Source organism: Vibrio sp. E14 (assembly GCF_020515785.1).
Taxonomy (GTDB): Bacteria; Pseudomonadota; Gammaproteobacteria; order Enterobacterales; family Vibrionaceae; genus Vibrio; species Vibrio diabolicus.
The window spans coordinates 241,003-262,042 of the sequence record NZ_JAHPJI010000001.1 but is presented as its reverse complement, the minus strand read 5'-3'; the positions used below and the strand labels follow the sequence as shown (position 1 = coordinate 262,042).

Sequence of the window (21,040 nt, the reverse complement as noted above, 5' to 3'; positions counted from 1 at the left end):
GCCAAGAGATAGGAAACAAAAAATGAAACTGTACATTTATGAACATTGCCCCTTTAGCGCCCGCGTCCGTTTTGTTGCAGGCATGCTGAATATTCAGCTCGACGTCATCAACATTGCTTATGACGACGAGAGCACCACCACAAACCTCATCGGCGCAAAACAAGTTCCTCTTTTGATCAAAGACGATGGTGAAGCCATGGCGGAAAGCTTAGACATCATCAACTACTTCCTTGAGCTGGCATCTTCCAGCGAGAACAGCCAACCCTCAGCACCGGTTTTAGACTGGCAAAAACAAGCGTTTTTACCGCTACAAAAAGTCGGGTATCCGCGTTGGTCAAACATGACGTTACCGGAATTTGCAACAGAAACCGCTAAACAAGCATGGCGTGCAAAAAAGGAAACCGAAGCGTTAAATTTTGAAGCTTTGATTAACGATACACCTGCGATTGCGAAAGAAGTCGCCGCTTTGATAGAACAAACCAAGCCCTTGCTCAACCTAAGTTCAGAAAAGCAAACGTCACTGGTTGATCAGGCCATTATGTTCTCCATTCTACGCGGCTTTTTCAGTACGCCCGAAGTGCAATGGGATCCAGCCGTACTTCACTGGATGGCAACCGCTCGTAAAGCGACCAACGTGCCAGTACTTATCTGAGGAGCGCAACATGAAACAAAGAACAAATAAGCTGTTTGAACCAGCTCAACTGAAAGCGTTGTCACTACAAAACCGTATTGTCATGGCACCAATGACTCGCGCACGCACCACTCAGCCGGGCAACATCCCGAATGAGATGATGGCAACGTATTATCAACAGCGCGCTTCTGCCGGGCTGATCATTTCCGAAGCCACACAAATTTCGGACGATTCTCAAGGTTATTCGTTCACCCCTGGCGTTTACACCGATGCGCAAGTGGCGGGCTGGCAAGGTGTGACCCAAGCGGTCAAATCACAAGGCGCAGCGATGTTTTGTCAGCTATGGCATGTGGGCAGAGTGTCTCACCCAACATTCCAAAATGGTGAACAGCCTATCGCGCCATCTGCGCTCGCTCCGGTAGAGACGCAAGTTTGGATTGCGGATGAACAAGGCAACGGCAATATGGTCGATTGTGTTGAGCCACGCGCCATGACACAAGCGGATATCAACCGAGTTGTCGGTGATTTCGCGAACGCAGCCAAACGCGCCATTGAATCGGGTTTTGATGGTGTAGAAATCCACGGCGGGAATGGGTATCTGATCGATCAGTTCTTAAGAACCAACTCAAACCATCGAACAGACAACTACGGCGGTCCACGAGAAAATCGTATCCGTTTTCTTATCGAAGTAGTGGATGCAGTTATCGCCGCTGTTGGTGCGCATCGAGTTGGAGTGAGATTGGCACCATTCATTACGTTTAAAGATATGGACTGCCCAGATATCGTGCCAACAATCTTAGAAGCATCAAAGCAACTACAGGAGCGCGACATTGCCTACTTACACTTGTCCGAGGCCGATTGGGCCGATGCTCCAACGATTCCTGAGGCGTTTCGAGTCGAACTTAGAAAGCGCTTTCGCAACGCTATTATTGTTGCAGGTCGCTACGATCCTCAACGAGCAAACGAAGTATTAGAGAAAGGCTACGCGGATCTTGTCGCATTCGGACGGCCATTCGTAGCAAACCCAGACTTAGTCTCTCGCTTGCAACATCACCATCCGTTGGCAGAACTCGATGGCTCAACGTTGTTTGGCGGAAACGAACGAGGCTACACCGATTACCCTGCTCTGCAACAGAAATGCGCAGAACAGGCCTAACAAAAAAAGCCCCAACCTAGCTGCTACGGTTGGGGCTGTCACCAAACTAAACTTGGTTTTGGCTAGCTTAAGTTGGCTAAGAGTTAAACCACTTCTAACGCGCCGCTGCGCCAAGGTTCGATAACGACTTTGATGTGATCATTTGGCGTCATTAACTGTCTAAACGCATCTTCCACACCATCGATTCCCACTTTGGCAGTGAGCATTTTCTGCCAAGGCAACTTATGTTCGGCAATCGCTTGTAGGCATTGCTCAAACTCGTGTGGTTGGTAGTAGTAAGAGAATCTCAAATCGAGCTCTTTTACCGTCGCGTACGCGTAGTTAACGGTTGCTGGAGTCGTATGAATGCCTGATACAACGATTCGTGCTCGGGCAGGAGCACGGCGCATGAAATCATCAATTAAAGTATGTTTGCCAACACACTCATAAATGACCAAACGTGAATTCATTGCGTACTGTGCCCCGACGGCGATCTCGTCTTCCTTGGTCGGGTTGATCAATCGATTTGCGCCAAACTCGCTGGCAAGTTGCAGCTTCTCTTCCTGAAGATCGACCGCAAGAATGTTGCTCACACCGCGTTGTTTGAGCGCTGCAATCACCGCCAGCCCTATAGGGCCACAACCGACAACCAGCGCTGTATCTTCCGTTTCGATTTCACTGCGATTGACCGCATGCAAACCGACCGCCAGCGGCTCGGTTAACGCTGCCGCTTCAGACGGCATTTCGTCGGGCACTGGCAGTAGGAGCGCTTCATCAAGTAGGAAATACTCAGAGTAAGCACCATAAGTACCCGGAGTAACACCAACGCCCGCGCCATTTTGGCTGAGCAACATCGGCACAGACGTGACTCGACTACCAACGGGCAACGTTTGCTGCGTGTCAGCGCCGTATTCGACAATTTCCGCGCAGAACTCATGCCCCAACATCACTTGGGCATGATCATTCACTTCGTTTGGCATCAACCCAAGCTGGTGGAATACATCAAATACTTCATCCGCGTGGCGAGTAATGTGAAGGTCGGAGCCACAGATGCCACAAGCGAGACTTCGAACCAACACTTGTCCTGCTGCGGGCTGGGGTATTTCGACTTGCTGCAGGCGGACACTACCATCCTGCATTACGATACTGTTCATCTGTTGCATGAGATTACTCCGCAAGATCATCACTCAGGGCCGCAATCGCACCCGGCTTGATGTAGCGTGCAGTAAAACCTTGCGCTTTGGCGGCGGCAACCACCACTTGCTCAATCCAACCTGCGTCCATGATGTTGATGAAGTTACCCTCTTCGTCAAAGTTAATGTTCGCACCTTGGATCACCATAAAGCCATCTGCACCACCCGACTCTTCTGGACAGTGGAAGGTATGAATCGAACCACCTGGCTCATATAAATAGCTACCTGCGGTTTGAACTTGGTCTGGGTATTCAATGTAGTGCCAAGCGCCGCTTAGGGTATAGAAGTGCACCACACCAGTGTGGAAGTGCTTAGGTAGAGTCACGCCCGGTTTGAACTTGGCGCGAATCACCCACGTACCGTTTTCTGGATCAAGAAACAGCGGGTAAACATCAACACCCGGTAGCGCGTCTTTGATGATCGACTCTTCATTCGTATTAAGAGTTAATAGGAAATCTTGATGCTGAATAACTTCTGGTAATGACATAACTTACATCCTCACTATTGCTGTAATGTGGCGTGCTCGCCTATCCCATGAGTGGGTACTTAAAATTCTCGAAACCGTCAGATGCGCTGATGGTGCAGCCGTTGATACAGTTGGCTTTCTCGCTGACAAGAAACGCTACCACGTTGGCAATCTCTTCTGGTTGCGTGAAGTTTTGGCGCATCTGTTCTTTGCAGATGTGGTTCCACAAGCCGATCTCTTCGTATTGCCTTAACATCGGAGTATCAACGCGTCCCGGAGCGACGGCACACACACGAATATCCAGAGGCGCTAACTCTAGAGCGGCGCATTTGGTCATCATATCGACTGCGGCTTTACTGACGTTGTAGGTAAACGTCATCTCGGAGGCCATTTGGGCGTAAACGGAAGAGGTATTGAGGATCACGCCCGGTGTCCCTTGCGCTTGGAATTGTCGTCCAGCGGCGAGAATTCCATAGTAAACGCCGTTTTGGTTGACTTTAGAGATAGGCTCAAAGTCGGCGATAGGATCATGTTCAAGCAGAGGTTTCGGTGCGCCGATGCCTGCATTGTTGACCATGATGTCAAGTGAGCCAAATTGTTCGACCGCGTACTTCACCATGGCTTCGACTTGTTGGTAATCGGTGACGTCCGCAACAAAGCTTTCCAACTGCTTAGAGCCAAAACTTGCGTACATTTGCAATGATTGCTCTGAAATATCGACAGCAAGCACTTTGGCTCCTTGCTCTCTTAGCTTTGCAATAATAGCTTGCCCAATTCCACCCGCAGCGCCAGTCACGATGGCAGTTTTATTGATAAGTTCCATACAGCTTCTCATCCATGCGTTGTTGTTATCGAAATGTAACTTAGATCAACTCGCAGAAACTCACTTGACCTTTTACGAAGTAAATTTGATATATTGCGATTTACAACCTGTTAACATTTTAAAATCGAGACATGTATATTGTACGAAGTGGCGCTGCCGATAAGTTTGATAGCTTGGTTTCAGAATTAGGTCAGAATCCGCAAGAGATAATGGCCGCTGTTGGCCTATCTGCCGCGCAGTTTCGCGATCCCGATACCTATCTCGCTTATCCAAGATTGGCTGAATTGCTGGAGGAAGCGGCTGCTCGTTGTAAGCAACCGTTGTTTGGTGCGTTACTCGCCGAGCGCCAAAACCTGCAAAGTTTAGGCGATTTGCCGATGCTGGTTTCTCGTGCTGAAACGGTCGGTGATGCATTGGCGCGGGTGAATGATTATCTCTATCTGCATTCGTCAGGCGTTACTCTCAACATGACGCCACAAGATGATTGGGTACGATTGTCGCTCAATATTGATGTGAATAGTGACCGCGGTATTGCGCAGTTGATGCAGCTCAGTGTGTCGCACTTAGCCATGTTTATCGCCAGTTTGCTCGATATTGAAGCAAGCCACTTCGCGTTACATCTGACTCAACACGCAACCTTGGAAGTAGAGCAAAGCAAGTTTGCCCAACAGAACAAACTGCGTTTTGGTGATAAGTTTGACGGTGTATTGCTCAAAGCCAACCTGCTCAACGCTAAGAATCACCAAGACGAAGACGCACTGGATCGCCACTTTCAACAGCACCTCAAGTATTTACAAACCCGCTATCCTAACAATCTGAGTGATCAAGCAGCGAATATGATTGGTCGTTTGTTGTCGACGGGAGAATGCAGCGTGGAGCGCGTTGCAAGAGCATTAGACCTGCATCCGAGAATGCTGCAAAGCAAGCTAAAGCAGCAGAGCACGAGTTATCGACAGCTGTTGCAGCAAGTGCGTCAGGATTTCGCCGAGCAGCGTTTAAGTGAGAATATTCAGAGTATTACCGATATCGCGTTGCAACTGGGTTATGCAGAAACTGCGGTATTCAGCCGCCACTTTCGCAGTTGGACAGGAAAGTCGCCTAGCCAATGGAGACTGGAGAACAGAATAAGTTGAACCAGTTTGAGAGCATAGATTAAAAAGCCGCCGATATTCAGCGGCTTTGAGCGTTTAGTCGATACTATCGAAACGCTAAATCACGTAAGAAAAGTGAAATCGAAGGGAAGAAAATCAGCATCACAGAGACCAAAAGCAAGATGAACACAAACGGTGGTGTCCCGCGAATCACTTCCACATAAGGACGTTTAAACACGGCAATCGCGGTAAAAATATCACAACCGAATGGCGGCGTTGCAGAACCTATCGCTGCTTGCAAGGTCACGAGGGTGCCGACCAGTACTGGGTCAATGCCAGAGGACTTAATCACAGGTGCAAAGATAGGGATCAAAATCAGCATCACTACGATTGGATCAACGAACATACAACCAATAAAGAACGCAATTGAAATAACGACCAGTAACTCGGTTTGCGAAAGATCATTAATCCCGATCATACCCAACAATTCTTGCGGGATCTGGGCAAATGAAATTACCCAAGAAAAAGCAGCCCCTGCTGCGACTAAGATAAATACCACCGCGGTAACCATGCCCGTAGAAAGCGCGATTTCGCCAAGCTCCTTCCATTTCACTTTCCGGAAGATAACCATTTCTAATAACACAGCGTACAACACCGAAACCGACGCCGCTTCGGTAGGGCTAAATACTCCAGCATAAATACCGCCAACAGTAATGATCGGAAAACCAAATGGTAAAACCGCTTTACGTATTGTGGTCCAACGCTCTTTCCAGCTGGCTCGCGGGGCATTTTCTACAGAGCTTTTTCCTGCATAAAAATAACAGTAGGCAGAAAACATCAATAAAATCATGATCGCCGGTCCAATACCAGCAATAAACAGCTCAGCAACCGATGTTCCAGACACCACACCATAGATGATCATACCGATACTCGGTGGAATAAGGAGCGCTAAGTCAGACGCGTTAATAATCAAAGCCAGAGCAAAACTGTCTTTGTAACCATACTCCAACATTTTCGGTCGCATAATAGAGCCAACAGAAACAACGGTGGCTTGTGTGGACCCCGATACCGCACCAAACATCGCACAGCTAAGCGATGAGGTGATCGCCAGACCGCCACGAACGTGCCCAACAAACGCCATTGCGACATCTAGCAAGCGCGTTGCTGCCACGCCTCGGGTAATAATTTCTGCCGCGAGAATAAACATAGGCACAGCGATCAACGCAGCGGGTTTGATGCCAGCAAGCATTTGCTGGATCATAAAATCTGGTCCCAAGCCAAGAAAAACAATAAATCCCAACATGGTCGCCGCTAATAGCGGTACCAACATCGGAAAGCCAAAAGCCAACAACGTGATCATCGTTGCAACAAGAGCGGTCGTCATAGCGCTTTCTCCTGCTTAGTGGCAGAGCCGATGCCATCTGGTCGAGATGAGCGTGAACGCTTTGTCAGCGTTATGAAACGTTTGATATGGCGACCACCCACACGCGCGAACTGAACCGTGCTAAAGAAAAGGCCAATCGGTGCGATTAAGTACACCCAGCTCAGAGGTACTTGCATTGCAGGAGAAAGACGCCCCATTTGGCTCACCTTGCCAATGTATTGCCACGAATACCAAGTTAGCACCGCCACCAATGCGGCGGTGAGTAAATAAATAATGCCGTTGGCTAAAGTTTGTATACGCTTTGGAAGCATATCGGTAAATGCCGTCATACGGATATGGCGAGATTGGCGGGCAGCATAACTGCAACCAATAAACGTGACGGCGATAATGAGGAAATAATTGAGTTCTTCCGAAAAGTAGATGCTTTGGCTAAAGAGGTAGCGCCCTAACACGTTAGCAATTGAGTTCAACGCAATAAGAAGCACCGAGCCAATGAGCAGTGCCGCCTCCGCTTTCTGTATATATTTATCTAGCCACTGAAAAATCCCTTTCATCCGCGCTGCTCCTGATCAACAAAAATGTTAATGAAACGTTATCCTTTTCATGACAATCAAGTCAATCAGGTGAATAAGAAAGATTTTCTGAACTTGGCGCTTTCGCAGAAAAAATTGGTCAGAGCATACTGCTCAGACCAAAAAGTGAGAGGTTGGAGGGTTTGTATCGAGAATTTCTGCAATCACAGATAACCCATGCTTGATGTAGCCTCGATTAGTCTCTGCTCCCAAACTGATTCGCACGTAAGGCATTGGCTGATTAGTATCGAGAACAAAAGGTTTATACCCCGTTATCTGCACCCCAGAACGCTTAGCCGAAGCGACCAGATCATCACTGCTCCACTGCTCGGGTAACCTCAACCAAATGTGCTGACCATTCGGGTGTGAGCTATAAACATGCCCTTCTAAAGTGGCTTTTGCTATTCGCTGGCGCTTGGCAAATTCATTGACTTGAAATCGAATAAGTCGATTTAATGTACCGTTTTCGATCCACAAATGAGCGACTTCAAACGGTAGCGGGGTCGCAGACCAACTCGTCGCTGCTAAACGGCCAATCGCATGCTGCAAAAAATGACGTGGGACCGTTAAATAGCCCGTACGCATACCTGGCGCTACGACTTTGGTTAAACTGGTGACATAAAAAGCCTGCTCGGGTAACAGTGCGGCGAGAGGTGGGACACGATTGGGCTCTAGTGCCCCATACACGTCATCTTCAATCACGTAGATCTCATACTGCTTCGCAATATTTGCTATCGCCTCTCGGCGCGAAATATCCATATGCGCACTATTCGGATTGGCCATGCTCGGTGTGCAACACAGCGCCTTGATTGGTTTGTGTTTACATGCCCATTCAAATGCATCCGGCGTGATACCAAATTCATCCATCTCAAGCGGCTGTAACTTAAATCCAAGCATTCTCGAGCGAGAGATCAAGCCATGATCGACTAAGTGACCACAAGCGACTAAATCACCGTGTTCAACAACGGTGCTTAAAGCCAAGGTCAAGCCATGGCACGCACCATTTGTGAGTAATATTTGATCGGTACCAACGTCCAGTCCTTGGCTACTGAGAAATCGCGCTCCGGACTCAATATGATGAGGCTGACCTGTTACTGGCTTTGCTTTACTGATCAAACTGCGATTGTTTGTTTGCCCAGCAATTTCCATTAACGCCTGATTAAAAAGCGTAATGTGGCGATCGGTTACTACCGGATGAGCGATCGACATATCAATTTCATCCGGCGTTTCTTTCATCTCTTGCGTCAGCATGAACTCCGTGTCCGTGCTTTCATCCACAAAGCCTGATTTTACAAACGTACCGTTTCCCACCCAAGACTCGAGCGCACCTTTTTTCTCTGCATAACCATATGCATGACTGACGGTTTGTACGCTCACGCCAATTTGCTCCGCAAACTCACGATGTGTGGGTAGTCGAGTACCGGGTTTTAGGTAACCACTGCGGACACATTCGACAAGATAATTGCCAATGGAGATGTACTTAGCGGTGCCTGGGCGAATGATCGGGTTCAAAGAAATTGTCATGACACAATATTTTAATTGATTCATTTTTAATGCTCATTGTAACTTCAATTTAACAAATGGCGAGTTTTTAGCCATCAAATGCGGTGTAATGCACAAAAATGAGCCACAATTGTAATGATTGACATGAGAAATATAGATTCAACAAACATGTTAAATGGCATCGTTTAATCCAAACCCAGCCGCAGTGGTGAGTTGCAATAGTTTTTAAACGCAGGTCTGGCTGACCTGGTGGAAGGTAGAAATACCTCAACGTCTCCGAAGGCCCATAAGGCGTCGGATTTTTAACAAGGAGAAAATATGAGAGGCGTTGCTTTGCATTTTACACTGGATGAATTCCAGGACCGATTAACAAAAGTTCGGCAGTCGATGGAAGAACGAGAGTTGGATGTCCTTATCATTCACGATCCTTCTAACATGGCATGGCTGACAGGTTATGACGGTTGGTCTTTTTATGTCCCACAATGTGTCGTTGTAGGATCATCTGGCGAGCCTGTTTGGTTTGGGCGCTGCCAAGATGCCAATGGGGCATACAGAACTGCGTATATGTCGGCAGAAAATATCACCTACTACCCAGACCATTATGTAATGAACCCACCATTACACCCAATGGATTTTCTGGTAGAAGCGGTACTCGCCCCGCGTCTTTGGGATCGCGGCCGTATCGGGGTGGAAAAAGATAACTATTACTTTAGCGCCACTGCTTACGAGTCACTCACCACGCACTTACCGAATGCTCAACTTCTCGATGCAACCGGGCTAGTCAATTGGTGTCGCGCCGTTAAATCTGATCAAGAACTGGCTTATATGTACCGCGCAGCTCGCATTGTTGAAAACATGCATCGCGTCGCGTTCGATATGATCGAGCCAGGATTGCCGAAACATCACCTTGTCGCCGAGATTAACCGCCAAGCAGTACTTGGGCATGAAGATCACTTTGGCGATTACACCGCGATCGTACCGCTTTTGCCATCTGGTTCTGATGCTTCTGCACCTCACCTAACGTGGGATGATAGGCCTTTCAAAAAAGGCGAAGGTACTTTTTTCGAAATCGCTGGCGCGCATCGCCGTTACCATTGCCCACTCTCTCGCACTATTTTTCTTGGAGAACCGGACGACAAATTCAAACGTGCAGATGAAGCATTAACTTTAGGTCTCGAAGCAGGCTTAGAAGTGGCAAGACCAGGCAATACCTGCGCCGACATCGCCAATGCATTGAACCAAGTCCTCGATAAAGCAGGATTCTCACGTGAAGGCGCCCGCTGTGGTTACCCAATTGGTCTGAGCTACCCACCTGATTGGGGGGAACGAACCATGAGCTTGCGAGACACTGATAAAACCGTATTAAAAGAAGGCATGACATTCCACTTTATGCCAGGGCTATGGTTTGAAGATTGGGGGTTAGAAACCACCGAAAGCATTGTGATCACCCGTGATGGTGCAAAAACACTGTGTGATTTCCCACGCCACTTATTTGTTAAACACTAATTTTTCAAACCGTAAGTTCTGTTGAACTAGGCTTAAGAACAAAAAGGACTCGATATGCAAAAGAGCTCGATCACAGCCACCGTAGACTTTGACCGAGAAGGCGTGCAGCACGGCTTTTTAGCGCTGCCCTATTCCCATGATGACTCCGCTTGGGGAAGCATCATGATACCTATCACCGTGATCAAAAATGGTCACGGGCCAACGGCGCTGCTTACTGGCGGTAATCACGGTGATGAATACGAAGGTATTACCAGCCTGCTTAAATTGGCAAACTCGCTGCAAGCAGAGCAAATCCAAGGTCGCGTCATTATTGTGCCAATGATGAACTTACCTGCGGTACAAAATGCCTCGCGCACATCGTCTATCGATAAAGGGAATTTAAATCGCAGCTTTCCCGGAAACCCTGTAGGTTCAGTGACCGAAAAAATCGCGGATTACTTTACTCGTTACTTGGTACCCATGTGCGATTTTGCGTTAGACATTCATTCAGGTGGTAAAACGTTAGACATCGTGCCTTTCGCCGCAGCCCATCGCCTCGACAACCTCGATCAAGAAGAAGCATGCATCTTAGGTGCAAAGCTGTTTGGCGCACCTTACACCATGATCTTGCTCGAAATGGACGCCACCAGCCTATACGACACCGCTGTGGAATCTCAAGGCAAAATTTTCGTCACCACAGAGCTCAGAGGTGGCGGAACCAGCACTCCAGAAACCATCGCTTATGCCGACCGAGGTATTCGTAACTTCTTGCGTTTTTCGGGCAACTTATCAGGTGATTACGAAAAACCACCCCTGCCAACTAGGTTGCTTGATATGCCCGATGCAAGTTGCTACGTGCAAAGCCAGCACAACGGTATCACCGAATACTTATTTGAGCTTGGCGATACCATCAAACAAGACGATGTACTGGCAAGAATCTATTCAACCGAGCGTACAGGGAGCGACCCTATCGAATACAAAGCGCAGCGCAGTGGGATTTTTGCTGCACGTCGTTTCCCTGCCATGGTCAACATTGGTGACACGGTCGCCGTAATTGCCGAAGACTGTGGCGAATTAAACTAACTCTTACTAGGGCGTATTGACCTTTCGCGGTTAAATTTTGTTCGAGGTAAAATCGTTTTAGGCGCGGCAAAGACTATGCAGCCTAGTCATTCTAAGCAAATAGTCTTCAACAAAGCATAAAACGATTTTTGCGGGGGCGCCTAGCTCGAACCCTTCGAGCAGCCTTTGTGGTTCATTTCTACTGCGTTATCGGCTTTTTATGTAGGCCACCCACAAAGCGCTGCAAAAATCAGCTCGAAAGGTCAACACGCCCTAAACACGACACAACATCGAGTCTGGTGTATCACCTGCCGTTGGTGAATTGACTCACAAACTGATTAAGGAAGAAATGGATGAATCCGATGAAACACAGCTACCTAACGAGTGCCGTACTGATCGCTGCCAGCTTTGCCACCAGCAATGTTTATGCTGAGACGTGGAAATTCGCTCTAGAAGAAGTCAAAGGCTCGGTGCAAGATGCTTATGCGCAAGAGTTTAAAAAGCGCATCGAAAATGCAACCGATGGCGACGTCACAGTGGAAGTCTATCCATACGGTACATTGGGTCAGTCAGAAGATCTTACCGAGCTTACTGCGAACGGTATTATCCAATTTACCAACGCATCGCCAGGTATTTTTGGTTCATTCGTGCCCGAAATGCAGGTTTTCTCCATCCCTTACCTTTTGTCGCAAGACAATGATGTGAATAAAAAAGTGCTGAGTTCAAGCCCTACTATCTATGACACACTCGGCGGAAAGCTAGAAAAGAAAAACCTCAAACTTCTCACTATGTATCCAGAAGGTGAAATGGTGTGGACGACCAACCGTGAGATTCGTTCTCCAAAAGATTTTGATAACTTCAAAATGCGCGTGATGGCATCGCCAATGCTGGTTGAGGCTTATAAATCGTTTGGAGCCGACCCTACGCCTTTACCCTACTCAGAAGTCTATGGTGCACTGCAACTTAAAATGATCGATGGTCAAGTAAACTCCGTTTTTGCTATCGAAGAAATGAAGTTCTACGAAGTGAACGACTACATGATCTGGGCAGGACAACAACAATTTACTACTACTGTCATTACCAACAACAGTTGGTTCGAAACCCTTCCACAAGACCGCCAAGATCAGGTCAATAAAGTCATCGCTGGTATGACTGACTTTATATTTGAAAAACAGGATGAGTTTAACCAAAAACGTCTTGATCAAATTAAGCAAGCAAAACCAGATATGCAGATGATCAAACTCGACAGTGACGAACGTGCAGCATTTAAACAAGCCTCTATGCCAATGCGGGACAAATACATCGAGCTTACAGGCGACAGCGGTAAAGCAGTGCTGAGCTCACTGGAACAAGAGTTCAATCAATAACAGAATCAATAACAGAAAAAGGAGTGGCCTTCGGGCCACCTTATAGCGGTTGACCAGTCATCAACTATTCTGAACTGATTGGTATTTTACAGGGAGACCAATTATGCGCCTCGATCGCTACGACGTAAAAATTCTACAGATACTTCATGACAATGGCCGTATTACCAAATCTCACCTTGCCGAGGCCATTAACCTATCCGTGAGCCCTTGCTGGGAGCGTGTCAAAAAACTGGAAGAAGCAGGCATCATTGAAGGCTACGGGGCAAAAGTAAATACCGATGTTTTGTTCAAACGAACATCGGTCATGGTTGAAGTTACGCTCAAAGAGCACAGCGCCCAAGCGTTCAAACGTTTCGAGCAACTGGTTCAACACTCACCAGAAGTCACTGATTGTTATGCTACAGGCGGCGGTGTCGATTACATCCTCAAAATTCAGTCGGAAGATATTGACCAATATCAGCGGCTTATCGACAACTGGTTAGAGTCAGAAGTGGGCATTGAGCGCTACTTTACTTACATCGTGACGAAAACAATCAAACGTGATGCAGGCACATTAGAAGTGAACCAAAACGCCTTGTTCTAAAAGGGAAAACACGCTTAAAAGACGACCAGAAAAATCACCATATCTGACGGTGTGGAAAAGAAAGTTTTGATGGTTTAAACCTCGGCATCAGAAATTATTTCGGTCACTTCTCCATTACAGTTTAACTATGGACAACGACGCTGGGAGAAGGACTCATGACAGCACTGCACAGCTTACATGCTGAGGAATTAAAAGCCTCGCACGACATGATGGCGATAATGAAAGACGTACGTTTGGTGAGAGGTTTAGCGTACGTAAATGGCAAATGGGTAAGTGGTGACCAATTTCATCCGGTGGATAATCCAGCGGATGGTACGGTCATCGGCTACATTACCAAGCTATCTCAGCAACAACTCTATCAAGCGATTGATGAAGCCGACCAAGCCTTTCGTCAATGGCGAAAAATGCAAGCAGAAGAACGCGCTGAAATTCTCATGCGTTGGCACGATCTGATTTTAGAATCAAAACAAGATCTTGCTCGTTTGATGGTTATGGAGCAAGGCAAAACATTAGGTGATGCTTTGGGTGAAATCGACTACGGCGCATCCTTTGTTCGTTGGTTTGCAGAGGAAGCACGCCGCAGCTATGGCGAAACCATCCCAAGTCATATTCCGAATGCGCAGCTATCGACGGTACGCGAGCCGATTGGTGTCGCAGCTCTGATTACACCATGGAATTTTCCTAATGCAATGGTCACCCGTAAAGCCGCCGCAGCATTAGCTATAGGCTGTCCGGTGCTCATCAAACCTGCCAGTGAAACGCCTTTCTCCGCATTGGCCTTGGCAGAATTAGCAGACCGAGCTGGCTTTCCACCTGGTGTATTTAACGTGATCACTGGCGATGCGGTGATGGTGTCACAAACCTTGTGTCACTCCGATAAAGTCAAAGCACTCTCGTTCACAGGTTCAACTCGAGTGGGTAAGTTGCTGCTGCGCGACGCGGCACAAACCGTGAAGAAGTGCAGCATGGAGCTCGGCGGTAATGCCCCTTTCATCGTGCTGCCAGATATGGATGTCGAGCAAGCAGCCAAAGCTGCCGTGGATGCCAAGTTTCAAACAGCAGGACAAGACTGCTTGGCCGCAAACCGTATTTTCGTCCCCGAAGATAAGTACGAAGCATTTTTGGAAGCGTTTGCCAAAGAAATGAGCCACATCGTTTTAGGCAATGGTTTAGATGAAAAAGCCACCATGGGGCCGCTGATCAATCGCACTGCGGTGGATAAAGCGCATGATTTGGTGCGTGACGCACTCGACAAAGGCGCGCGATTGGTAGCGGGATACCACCAGCCCGTACCAGGCGAAAACTTCTTTGCGCCGACATTGCTGGCCGATGTCACCCCTGATATGGCGGTGTATCGCGAAGAGAATTTTTGTCCTGTGGCAGGCGTATTGCCTTACCAAGACTTAGATACCGTGATTGAAATGAGCAACGACACTGAGTACGGCTTAGCTGCCTATGTTTATGGTCACGATATTCACCAAATTTGGCGCTGCATGCGTGGTTTGGAGTTTGGCATGGTGAGCGTGAACTCCGTCAAGATGACTGGCCACCCTATCCCATTCGGCGGTGTGAAACAGTCTGGACTTGGACGAGAAGGCAGTCGCCACGGCTTTGAAGAATACAGTGAAATCAAATACTGCTGCTTAGGCGCTTTACCAACCGTCAGTGGCAGTTAAGGCACGAAATATGGATATCCAATTATTCGAGGAGAAGGATCATGAGCAACAAAACCCAACAACTTTTAGAGATCGACCGTCAGAGAGTATTTCATGCCTCAACCCACCTGAAGCAGTATGCGGCTGGGGAGCTTTCGGGAAGAATTATCTCGAGCGGAAGCGGAATACGCATCACCGATTCAGAAGGCATCGAGCTGATAGACGGCTTTGCCGGGTTGTATTGTGTGAACATTGGCTATGGCAGGACTGAAATGGCCGATGCTATTTATGAACAAGCCAAAGAGCTGGCGTACTACCACACTTACGTCGGTCATACGAACGAAGCACTAGTGACACTGTCAGATCGCATCATCAAAATGGCGCCTGAAGGCATGAGTAAAGTCTACTACGGCATGTCAGGCAGTGATGCGAACGAAACTCAACTTAAGTTGGTGTGGTATTACAACAATGCTCGTGGTCTACCAGAGAAGAAAAAAATTATCTCCCGTGATCGCGGCTACCATGGCTCAAGTATCGCTTCGGGTTCAATGACAGGGCTGCCTCTTTTCCACGCACATTTTGATTTACCGCTTGAGCGCATCAAGCACACCATGGCGCCGTATTACTATCGCCGTGAAGACGAGAGTATGTCTGAGCTTGAATTCTCTCAATATTGTGCGGATCAACTCGAAGCGATGATCTTGGAAGAAGGCCCAGAAACGGTCGCAGCGATGATTGCGGAACCAGTGCTCGGTACTGGCGGTATTGTGCCACCACCAGAAGGGTACTGGCAGGCGATTCGTAAAGTACTCGACAAATACGATGTACTCTTGATTGCGGATGAAGTGGTCTGTGGCTTTGGTCGCCTCGGCTCCGATTTTGGCTCGCTGCACTACGACATGAAACCGGATCTTATCACGGTAGCGAAAGGGTTAACCTCAGCGTATCAACCGTTGTCTGGCGTGATCGTCGGTGAACGAGTTTGGAGTGTGCTAGAAAACGGCACCGACCAATGGGGCGCTATCGGACACGGTTATACCTACTCCGGTCACCCAATGGGAGCGGCAGCCGCGAACTGCAACCTCGATATCATTGAACGTGAAGGCTTGGTGCAAAACGCAGCCGAAGTCGGCGCTTACTTGCAGCAACGCATGGCGGAGACGTTTAACGATCATCCATTAGTCGGTGATACTCGTGGCGTTGGCTTGTTGCATGCGTTGGAGTTTTCTTCAGACAAACTCCGCCGAGCACACTTTGATCCAAACTTGAAAGTAGGTCCGCAAATCGCGGCGGCCTGTTTAGAGCAAGGCTTAATCGCTCGCGCCATGCCACATGGTGACATCCTCGGCTTTGCTCCACCGCTTATCGCGAATCGTAATGACATCGACACTATTGTCGACAAAGCGCACCAAGCGGTCAATAAAGTGATGGATAACCTCGTCACGTCTAAACAGTGGCAGCCAAAATAGCCGCGAATTAACCAACTCACAAACCTACCAATGATTACCGCCCCCTCTGACCAAATTAGAGGGGGCGGTCCTAAGAGACGTACTACATGGAAACACAAGCAATCTTTGCCGCAAAGAAAGCGATTAACGGATTAGTCAGTCGCACACCATTACTTCACTCACCACTGTTATCGCAACAATATCAATGTGAAATTTGGTTAAAACTGGAAACACTACAACCTATTGGTGCTTTTAAATTGCGTGGAGCGACTCATGCCATGAACAAACTGAGTGAGGAACAAAAACAACATGGCGTCGTCACTTGCTCTACTGGTAATCACGGCCGTGCCGTGGCTTATGCTGGGCAACGACTAGGAGTCCGCACCGTGATTTGTATGTCCAATTTAGTGCCACAAAACAAAGTCGACGCAATTAAAGCATTAGGCGCAGAAGTTCGAATAGTTGGTCAAGCTCAAGACGACGCGGAGCGAGAAGCATTGAGGCTAACGGAAGAAGAGTCGATGACTTATCTCTCACCATTCGAACATCCAGACATCATCGCCGGACAAGGGACCATTGGGCTAGAAATCATTGAAGATCTTCCTGATGTCGACGTCATTTTCGCCGGGCTATCTGGCGGCGGATTGATTGGTGGTATTGGCTTGGCCGCAAAATCAAACAGCAGCAAAGTGAACGTGTATGGCGTTTCCATGGACAAAGGCGCTGCGATGGTAGAAAGCATTAAAGCAGGAAAACCAGTACAAGTTGAAGAGCACGAATCGTTTGCTGACAGCTTAGGTGGCGGCATAGGTTTAGACAATCGCTATACCTTCAAACTCGTGCAAGAAGCCATGGATAAAGCGTTTTTAGTCAGTGAACACAACATCGCCAAAGGCATGGCAGATATTTTCGATGCAGAAAAATTTGCCGTAGAAGGCGCGGCCGCAGTGGGGCTTGCCGCCATTCACCAGCATCAACTGGACTTACGCGGTAAGAAAGTCGTTTTGGTGCTCAGTGGAAAAAACGTCTCTTCAGACACTTTTGAGACGGCATTAAAAATCGGCCGCCAAGTCAAAGAATAACCGAGGTCGTGCGAATGAAAATCTATAATAAGTCTCAGATAGAGCAAGTAACTCAGTTAGATCTTAATGCGTTAGCGGCCGTGGAAAATGGCTTCAAAGCGCTTGGGCAAGGCAACGTCACCATGCCTCCGGTTCTTAGTATGGCAATCGAAGAGCATAACGGCGAAGTGGATGTAAAAACGGCGCATATCAAAGGTAATGAGCGCTTCGCGATAAAAATCAGCCCAGGATTTTTTGATAACCCAAAACTGGGACTACCCAGCCTAAATGGTTTGATGGTGCTCTTTAGCGCGAAAACAGGGCTGGTTGATAGCGTATTGTTTGACGAAGGGTATCTAACCGACATTCGTACTGCTCTCGCCGGCGCTATCTCCGCGAAATACCTGTCGAACTCAGAAGCATCCAAAATTACGGTTATTGGCAGTGGGCTTCAAGCAGAACTCCAAGTCGCTGCAATAAAATTAGTTAGGCCAATCTCCCAAGTGAACATCTGGGCAAGAGACAACACAAAATCGCAGGCTTACAAACAACGCATGGAGCAACGATACGATCTATCCGTATCTGTGCACTCCTCTATCCAGCAAGCATGCCAAGAAGCCGACATTATTGTCACGACAACACCATCAAAAGAACCTTTGCTGAATTGGGAAGATATTCCATCAGGAGCACACGTGATCGCTATGGGTTCAGACAGCCCTCATAAACGTGAACTTGCCACGTCAGTCATTCTAAATGCTGAGCATCTGGTGGTTGATCGAATTAGTCAGTCAGAGTCGCTTGGCGAGTTACGCAGTGTAGATAAACCGCTCACCCGCAGCCTAGTCGAACTTGGTGACATCATTTGCGGCAAACACCCCTACTCAAGGCGTGTTGACGATGTTTCGGTATGTGATTTAACAGGGACTGGCGTTCAAGACACCGCAATCGCTGACTATACCGCTCAACAACTCATCAGCATTCAATCCACGATGTAACTTATTCCCTGTGACTTTGGCGGTGGGCAACCACCGCACTTTTTGAGGGCCGTAACATGCCAGAGCTCTGTACGTTTCAATCTTTAACCACTCAGTTTGAGTTTTCGGCGGATGTCTCCGCTTATCAACGTTCAATCGGACTCATTCAACTCGCGACCGACTATGTGCTAGAAAACGAATGGCGCGAGCATTTACCCGCAGATGTTCGCTTATACACTTCACGCTTTCTCACCACAGGTACTGTCGATCCTCTGCACTTAACAGACATGGAAAACAGTATCCGCGAGTGTGTACGCACCATCGTGCCAATGTGGCCAATCAACGTCATGGCGTTTGGCTGTACGTCAGCTAGTGTGCTCATTGGCTCCGATCAAATCACTGATTTAATTAGTCAAGAGAGACCCGAAGCCATAACAACTAACCCTTGGCAAGCCGCACTGAGAGCGCTTGAACACCATCAAGCTCAAAGAATCGTTATGCTGACGCCGTATACCAATGACGTCAATCACCCACTTTATGAGTCCATGACCGAACATGGTATTGACGTTCTGGCCTTTGGGTATTTCAATCTCGACTACGATCCCCATATCCCAACCATTGGAGGACAAGACGTAGAAAATGCCTTAGCGCAGCTGCTTGAGTCGATTGATTGCACTGTGGACGCGGTATTTATTTCATGCACGAACATGCGAGTCATGCATCTACTACCTTATTTCTCAAGCCGCTTTGGTATTCCTGTACTAAGCTCCAACCAAGTGATGCTTTGGGACGCATTGCGTTTGCTTGAGTCCGATAATTTCTCCGACGTGTCATCATCGCCCTTTCCTTGCTGATAAGGACTCGCTAAAATGCACAAAATTGCGCACTAACTGGATGAAACATGGCAAAACTTACCCTTCAAGAACAAATGCTGAAAGCTGGCTTAGTTAATGAAAAGAAACTAAAGAAAGCGAAGAAAGGCTCTAAAAAATCACGCGTTCAAGCACGCGAAGTAAAAGCGGCGGTTGAAGAGAATAAACGCCAACAGTTAGAGCGTGATAAACAATTGAGCGAACAGCAAAATGCCGAGCGTTTGAATAAAGAGATCAAAGCGCAAATCAATCAATTGATTGAGATGAACAAGATCGACTTAAAAGATGGCGATATTAAGTACAACTTCACCCATGGCACCTTGGTTAAGTCACTGTATGTTGATGCTCTCATCCGTGAACAGTTGATTAAAGGCATTCTAGCCATTGCGATTGTCGGTGAAAGCTACGTTGTCATTCCACGCGGAGTAGCGAATAAAATTGCTCAACGTGATGAATCCGTCATCATCGAACAGAAAGAACCAGAATCGGACATTCCAGTAGAAGACGATCCATACGCAGATTTCGTCGTGCCAGATGACTTGATGTGGTAACAACAAACAATAGATGCATCAACGAAAAGAGCCGCTGATATAACATCAGCGGCTCTTTTTTAATAGAAAAAATACGCTACAGAAATGATGTGCGTTATTGCTTACTTAGTAGCAAATTCACACCAGATGCGGCTAAAAACAGCGAACATCCGCGATTAAAACGTTTCGCCATTTTTGGATTTGAGAACCAATGTCTAAGGTACAAACCAAAAATCGCGTAAATTGAAATGGCGACCATTTCTAATATCAAAAACGTGGAGCCAAGGGCAAAAAACTGCTCTTGAACGTTAGCGTTCACGTCTACAAACTGCGGCAAAAATGCAGTAAAAATAAGAATCGCCTTCGGGTTGCCGGCGGCAAGCGTAAATTCTTGCTTCGCAAGCCCTGCATAGTTGCGTGAGTTAGTTAACTCAGAGATCGGGCTCGATTCCGAACGCCAAAGGTTGAATGCAATCCACAATAGATACAACGCCCCCACCAGCTTTAACGCTAAAAACAGCATTTCTGATGTGTACAAAATCACGGCGAGCCCAGAGGCAGACAGCGCGATCATGCCAGAAAATGCCGTAATACGCCCTAAACTAGCGACAAACGCGGCACGAAAACCGTAACAACGCGCATTATTCATTGCCAATAAGTTGTTTGGGCCTGGAGTCATATTCAGAGCAAAGCAAGCGGGAATAAAAAGGAGGAGCTTCCAAATATCCATGGTAAAAAATGGCCTTAATTTTTAGTAATAGCCCGCACCGTAACATTGGCTGCTAGAATGAGTAAATAAAAATTCTACGCTAGAGCATTCCCGCTTCAAACCGAGCTGCTCTGGCTTGCGCAATCGTACAGTGCGTTTCTGTCATCAACTCCGCCAAGGTAATATTTGGGTTTTGCACCACCAACCGAATCAGTTTTTCTTCCAACGGTTCCAGTTTGTCCTGATGAACGGATAACCCTTTCTCCAACTTATTCATCACAAACCTTAGCTCTTCACACTGCCCTGCTTTTAGCTGATCAAGTAACGCTTTTAAGTTCAAAGCTTCTCCAGAAACTTGCCAATGACGAGAGCGCCTAACTCGCTTAACGTCACACCCGCAATCCGCCGCAATGACTTTAATGCGTTTAGCATTCTCACCGCCAATGCGATGAATCAGAGAGGGAAGCGAAACAATAATGTTGTCATCTTTCATCCG

Annotated in this window: 21 protein-coding genes; 13 read left to right on the top strand and 8 right to left on the bottom strand. The window is 47.6% G+C overall.

Going from position 1 to position 21,040, the window contains the following annotated elements; translation table 11 throughout:
• Nucleotides 1–22: 22 nt before the first annotated feature.
• Both grxB and LIX84_RS01190 read left to right on the top strand, forming a co-directional pair.
• Nucleotides 23–652: a glutaredoxin 2 gene (grxB, locus tag LIX84_RS01195; RefSeq protein WP_226420405.1), complete on the top strand. Its 630-nt coding sequence runs from the start codon at nt 23–25 to the stop codon at nt 650–652.
• A gap of 10 nt (nt 653–662) precedes the next feature.
• Nucleotides 663–1,787: an alkene reductase gene (locus LIX84_RS01190; protein WP_226420404.1), complete on the top strand. Its 1,125-nt coding sequence runs from the start codon at nt 663–665 to the stop codon at nt 1,785–1,787.
• 83 nt (nt 1,788–1,870) lie between these two features.
• Here the strand turns inward: LIX84_RS01190 and LIX84_RS01185 are convergent, their stop codons facing one another.
• Genes LIX84_RS01185 through LIX84_RS01175 form a run of 3 tightly spaced genes read right to left on the bottom strand, consistent with a single transcriptional unit; the run spans nt 1,871 to nt 4,248 of the window.
• Entirely contained in the window at nt 1,871–2,929 is a 1,059-nt protein-coding gene (locus tag LIX84_RS01185; RefSeq protein ID WP_226420403.1) for a zinc-binding dehydrogenase, read from the bottom strand.
• A 4-nt stretch (nt 2,930–2,933) separates the two neighbouring features.
• Entirely contained in the window at nt 2,934–3,446 is a 513-nt protein-coding gene (locus tag LIX84_RS01180) for a 2,4'-dihydroxyacetophenone dioxygenase family protein (RefSeq protein WP_226420402.1), read from the bottom strand.
• Nucleotides 3,447–3,486: 40 nt separating this feature from the next.
• Entirely contained in the window at nt 3,487–4,248 is a 762-nt protein-coding gene (locus LIX84_RS01175; protein ID WP_226420401.1) for an SDR family NAD(P)-dependent oxidoreductase, read from the bottom strand.
• A 131-nt stretch (nt 4,249–4,379) separates the two neighbouring features.
• Here LIX84_RS01175 and LIX84_RS01170 point away from each other — a divergent pair, with 131 nt between their 5' ends.
• Nucleotides 4,380–5,381 (top strand): AraC family transcriptional regulator, encoded by a 1,002-nt coding sequence (locus LIX84_RS01170; RefSeq protein WP_226420400.1) that lies wholly within the window; start codon nt 4,380–4,382, stop codon nt 5,379–5,381.
• Nucleotides 5,382–5,445: 64 nt separating this feature from the next.
• On the opposite strand, the gene LIX84_RS01165 is transcribed toward LIX84_RS01170, so the two are convergent.
• From LIX84_RS01165 to ehuR, 3 genes are all read right to left on the bottom strand, one after another.
• Nucleotides 5,446–6,723 carry a TRAP transporter large permease gene (locus LIX84_RS01165; RefSeq protein WP_226420399.1) on the bottom strand — a complete coding sequence of 426 codons (1,278 nt, stop codon included), beginning with the start codon at nt 6,721–6,723 and terminating at the stop codon, nt 5,446–5,448.
• Entirely contained in the window at nt 6,720–7,277 is a 558-nt protein-coding gene (locus tag LIX84_RS01160) for a TRAP transporter small permease (RefSeq protein ID WP_226420398.1), read from the bottom strand. The genes LIX84_RS01165 and LIX84_RS01160 overlap by 4 nt, the downstream gene beginning before the upstream one ends.
• A 132-nt stretch (nt 7,278–7,409) precedes the next feature.
• Nucleotides 7,410–8,843, bottom strand: a complete 1,434-nt coding sequence (gene ehuR / locus LIX84_RS01155) for a MocR-like ectoine utilization transcription factor EhuR (protein ID WP_104973447.1) — start codon at nt 8,841–8,843, stop codon at nt 7,410–7,412.
• 273 nt (nt 8,844–9,116) lie between these two features.
• Here ehuR and doeA point away from each other — a divergent pair, with 273 nt between their 5' ends.
• The 10 genes from doeA (at nt 9,117) to LIX84_RS01105 (ending at nt 19,856) form a co-directional block, all read left to right on the top strand.
• Nucleotides 9,117–10,304, top strand: a complete 1,188-nt coding sequence (doeA, locus tag LIX84_RS01150) for an ectoine hydrolase DoeA (protein WP_005392731.1) — start codon at nt 9,117–9,119, stop codon at nt 10,302–10,304.
• Between the two features lie 54 nt (nt 10,305–10,358).
• Nucleotides 10,359–11,366: a N(2)-acetyl-L-2,4-diaminobutanoate deacetylase DoeB gene (gene doeB, locus LIX84_RS01145; protein WP_226420397.1), complete on the top strand. Its 1,008-nt coding sequence runs from the start codon at nt 10,359–10,361 to the stop codon at nt 11,364–11,366.
• Between the two features lie 332 nt (nt 11,367–11,698).
• Nucleotides 11,699–12,712 carry a TRAP transporter substrate-binding protein gene (locus LIX84_RS01140; RefSeq protein ID WP_226420396.1) on the top strand — a complete coding sequence of 338 codons (1,014 nt, stop codon included), beginning with the start codon at nt 11,699–11,701 and terminating at the stop codon, nt 12,710–12,712.
• Between the two features lie 103 nt (nt 12,713–12,815).
• Complete coding sequence (locus LIX84_RS01135; RefSeq protein ID WP_006741393.1) at nt 12,816–13,295, top strand: Lrp/AsnC family transcriptional regulator; 480 nt, start codon at nt 12,816–12,818, stop codon at nt 13,293–13,295.
• A gap of 155 nt (nt 13,296–13,450) precedes the next feature.
• Nucleotides 13,451–14,971, top strand: coding sequence for an NAD-dependent succinate-semialdehyde dehydrogenase (locus tag LIX84_RS01130; RefSeq protein ID WP_074190437.1), 1,521 nt, complete (start codon nt 13,451–13,453; stop codon nt 14,969–14,971).
• Nucleotides 14,972–15,012: 41 nt separating this feature from the next.
• On the top strand, nt 15,013–16,419 hold the full coding sequence (locus LIX84_RS01125; protein ID WP_053808062.1) for an aspartate aminotransferase family protein: 1,407 nt from the start codon (nt 15,013–15,015) through the stop codon (nt 16,417–16,419).
• A gap of 86 nt (nt 16,420–16,505) precedes the next feature.
• The gene (gene eutB / locus LIX84_RS01120) at nt 16,506–17,480 is read left to right on the top strand and encodes a hydroxyectoine utilization dehydratase EutB (RefSeq protein WP_226420395.1); all 975 of its coding nucleotides are present in this window, start codon (nt 16,506–16,508) and stop codon (nt 17,478–17,480) included.
• A 14-nt stretch (nt 17,481–17,494) separates the two neighbouring features.
• Nucleotides 17,495–18,454, top strand: coding sequence for a cyclodeaminase (locus LIX84_RS01115; protein WP_226420394.1), 960 nt, complete (start codon nt 17,495–17,497; stop codon nt 18,452–18,454).
• 56 nt (nt 18,455–18,510) lie between these two features.
• Nucleotides 18,511–19,287: a maleate cis-trans isomerase family protein gene (locus tag LIX84_RS01110; RefSeq protein WP_226420393.1), complete on the top strand. Its 777-nt coding sequence runs from the start codon at nt 18,511–18,513 to the stop codon at nt 19,285–19,287.
• A gap of 47 nt (nt 19,288–19,334) precedes the next feature.
• Complete coding sequence (locus LIX84_RS01105; protein ID WP_226420392.1) at nt 19,335–19,856, top strand: DUF2058 domain-containing protein; 522 nt, start codon at nt 19,335–19,337, stop codon at nt 19,854–19,856.
• 94 nt (nt 19,857–19,950) lie between these two features.
• On the opposite strand, the gene LIX84_RS01100 is transcribed toward LIX84_RS01105, so the two are convergent.
• The gene (locus tag LIX84_RS01100; protein ID WP_006741386.1) at nt 19,951–20,565 is read right to left on the bottom strand and encodes a LysE family translocator; all 615 of its coding nucleotides are present in this window, start codon (nt 20,563–20,565) and stop codon (nt 19,951–19,953) included.
• Nucleotides 20,566–20,644: 79 nt separating this feature from the next.
• Nucleotides 20,645–21,037: a ribosome recycling factor family protein gene (locus tag LIX84_RS01095; protein WP_226420391.1), complete on the bottom strand. Its 393-nt coding sequence runs from the start codon at nt 21,035–21,037 to the stop codon at nt 20,645–20,647.
• Between the last annotated feature and the right edge of the window lie 3 nt (nt 21,038–21,040).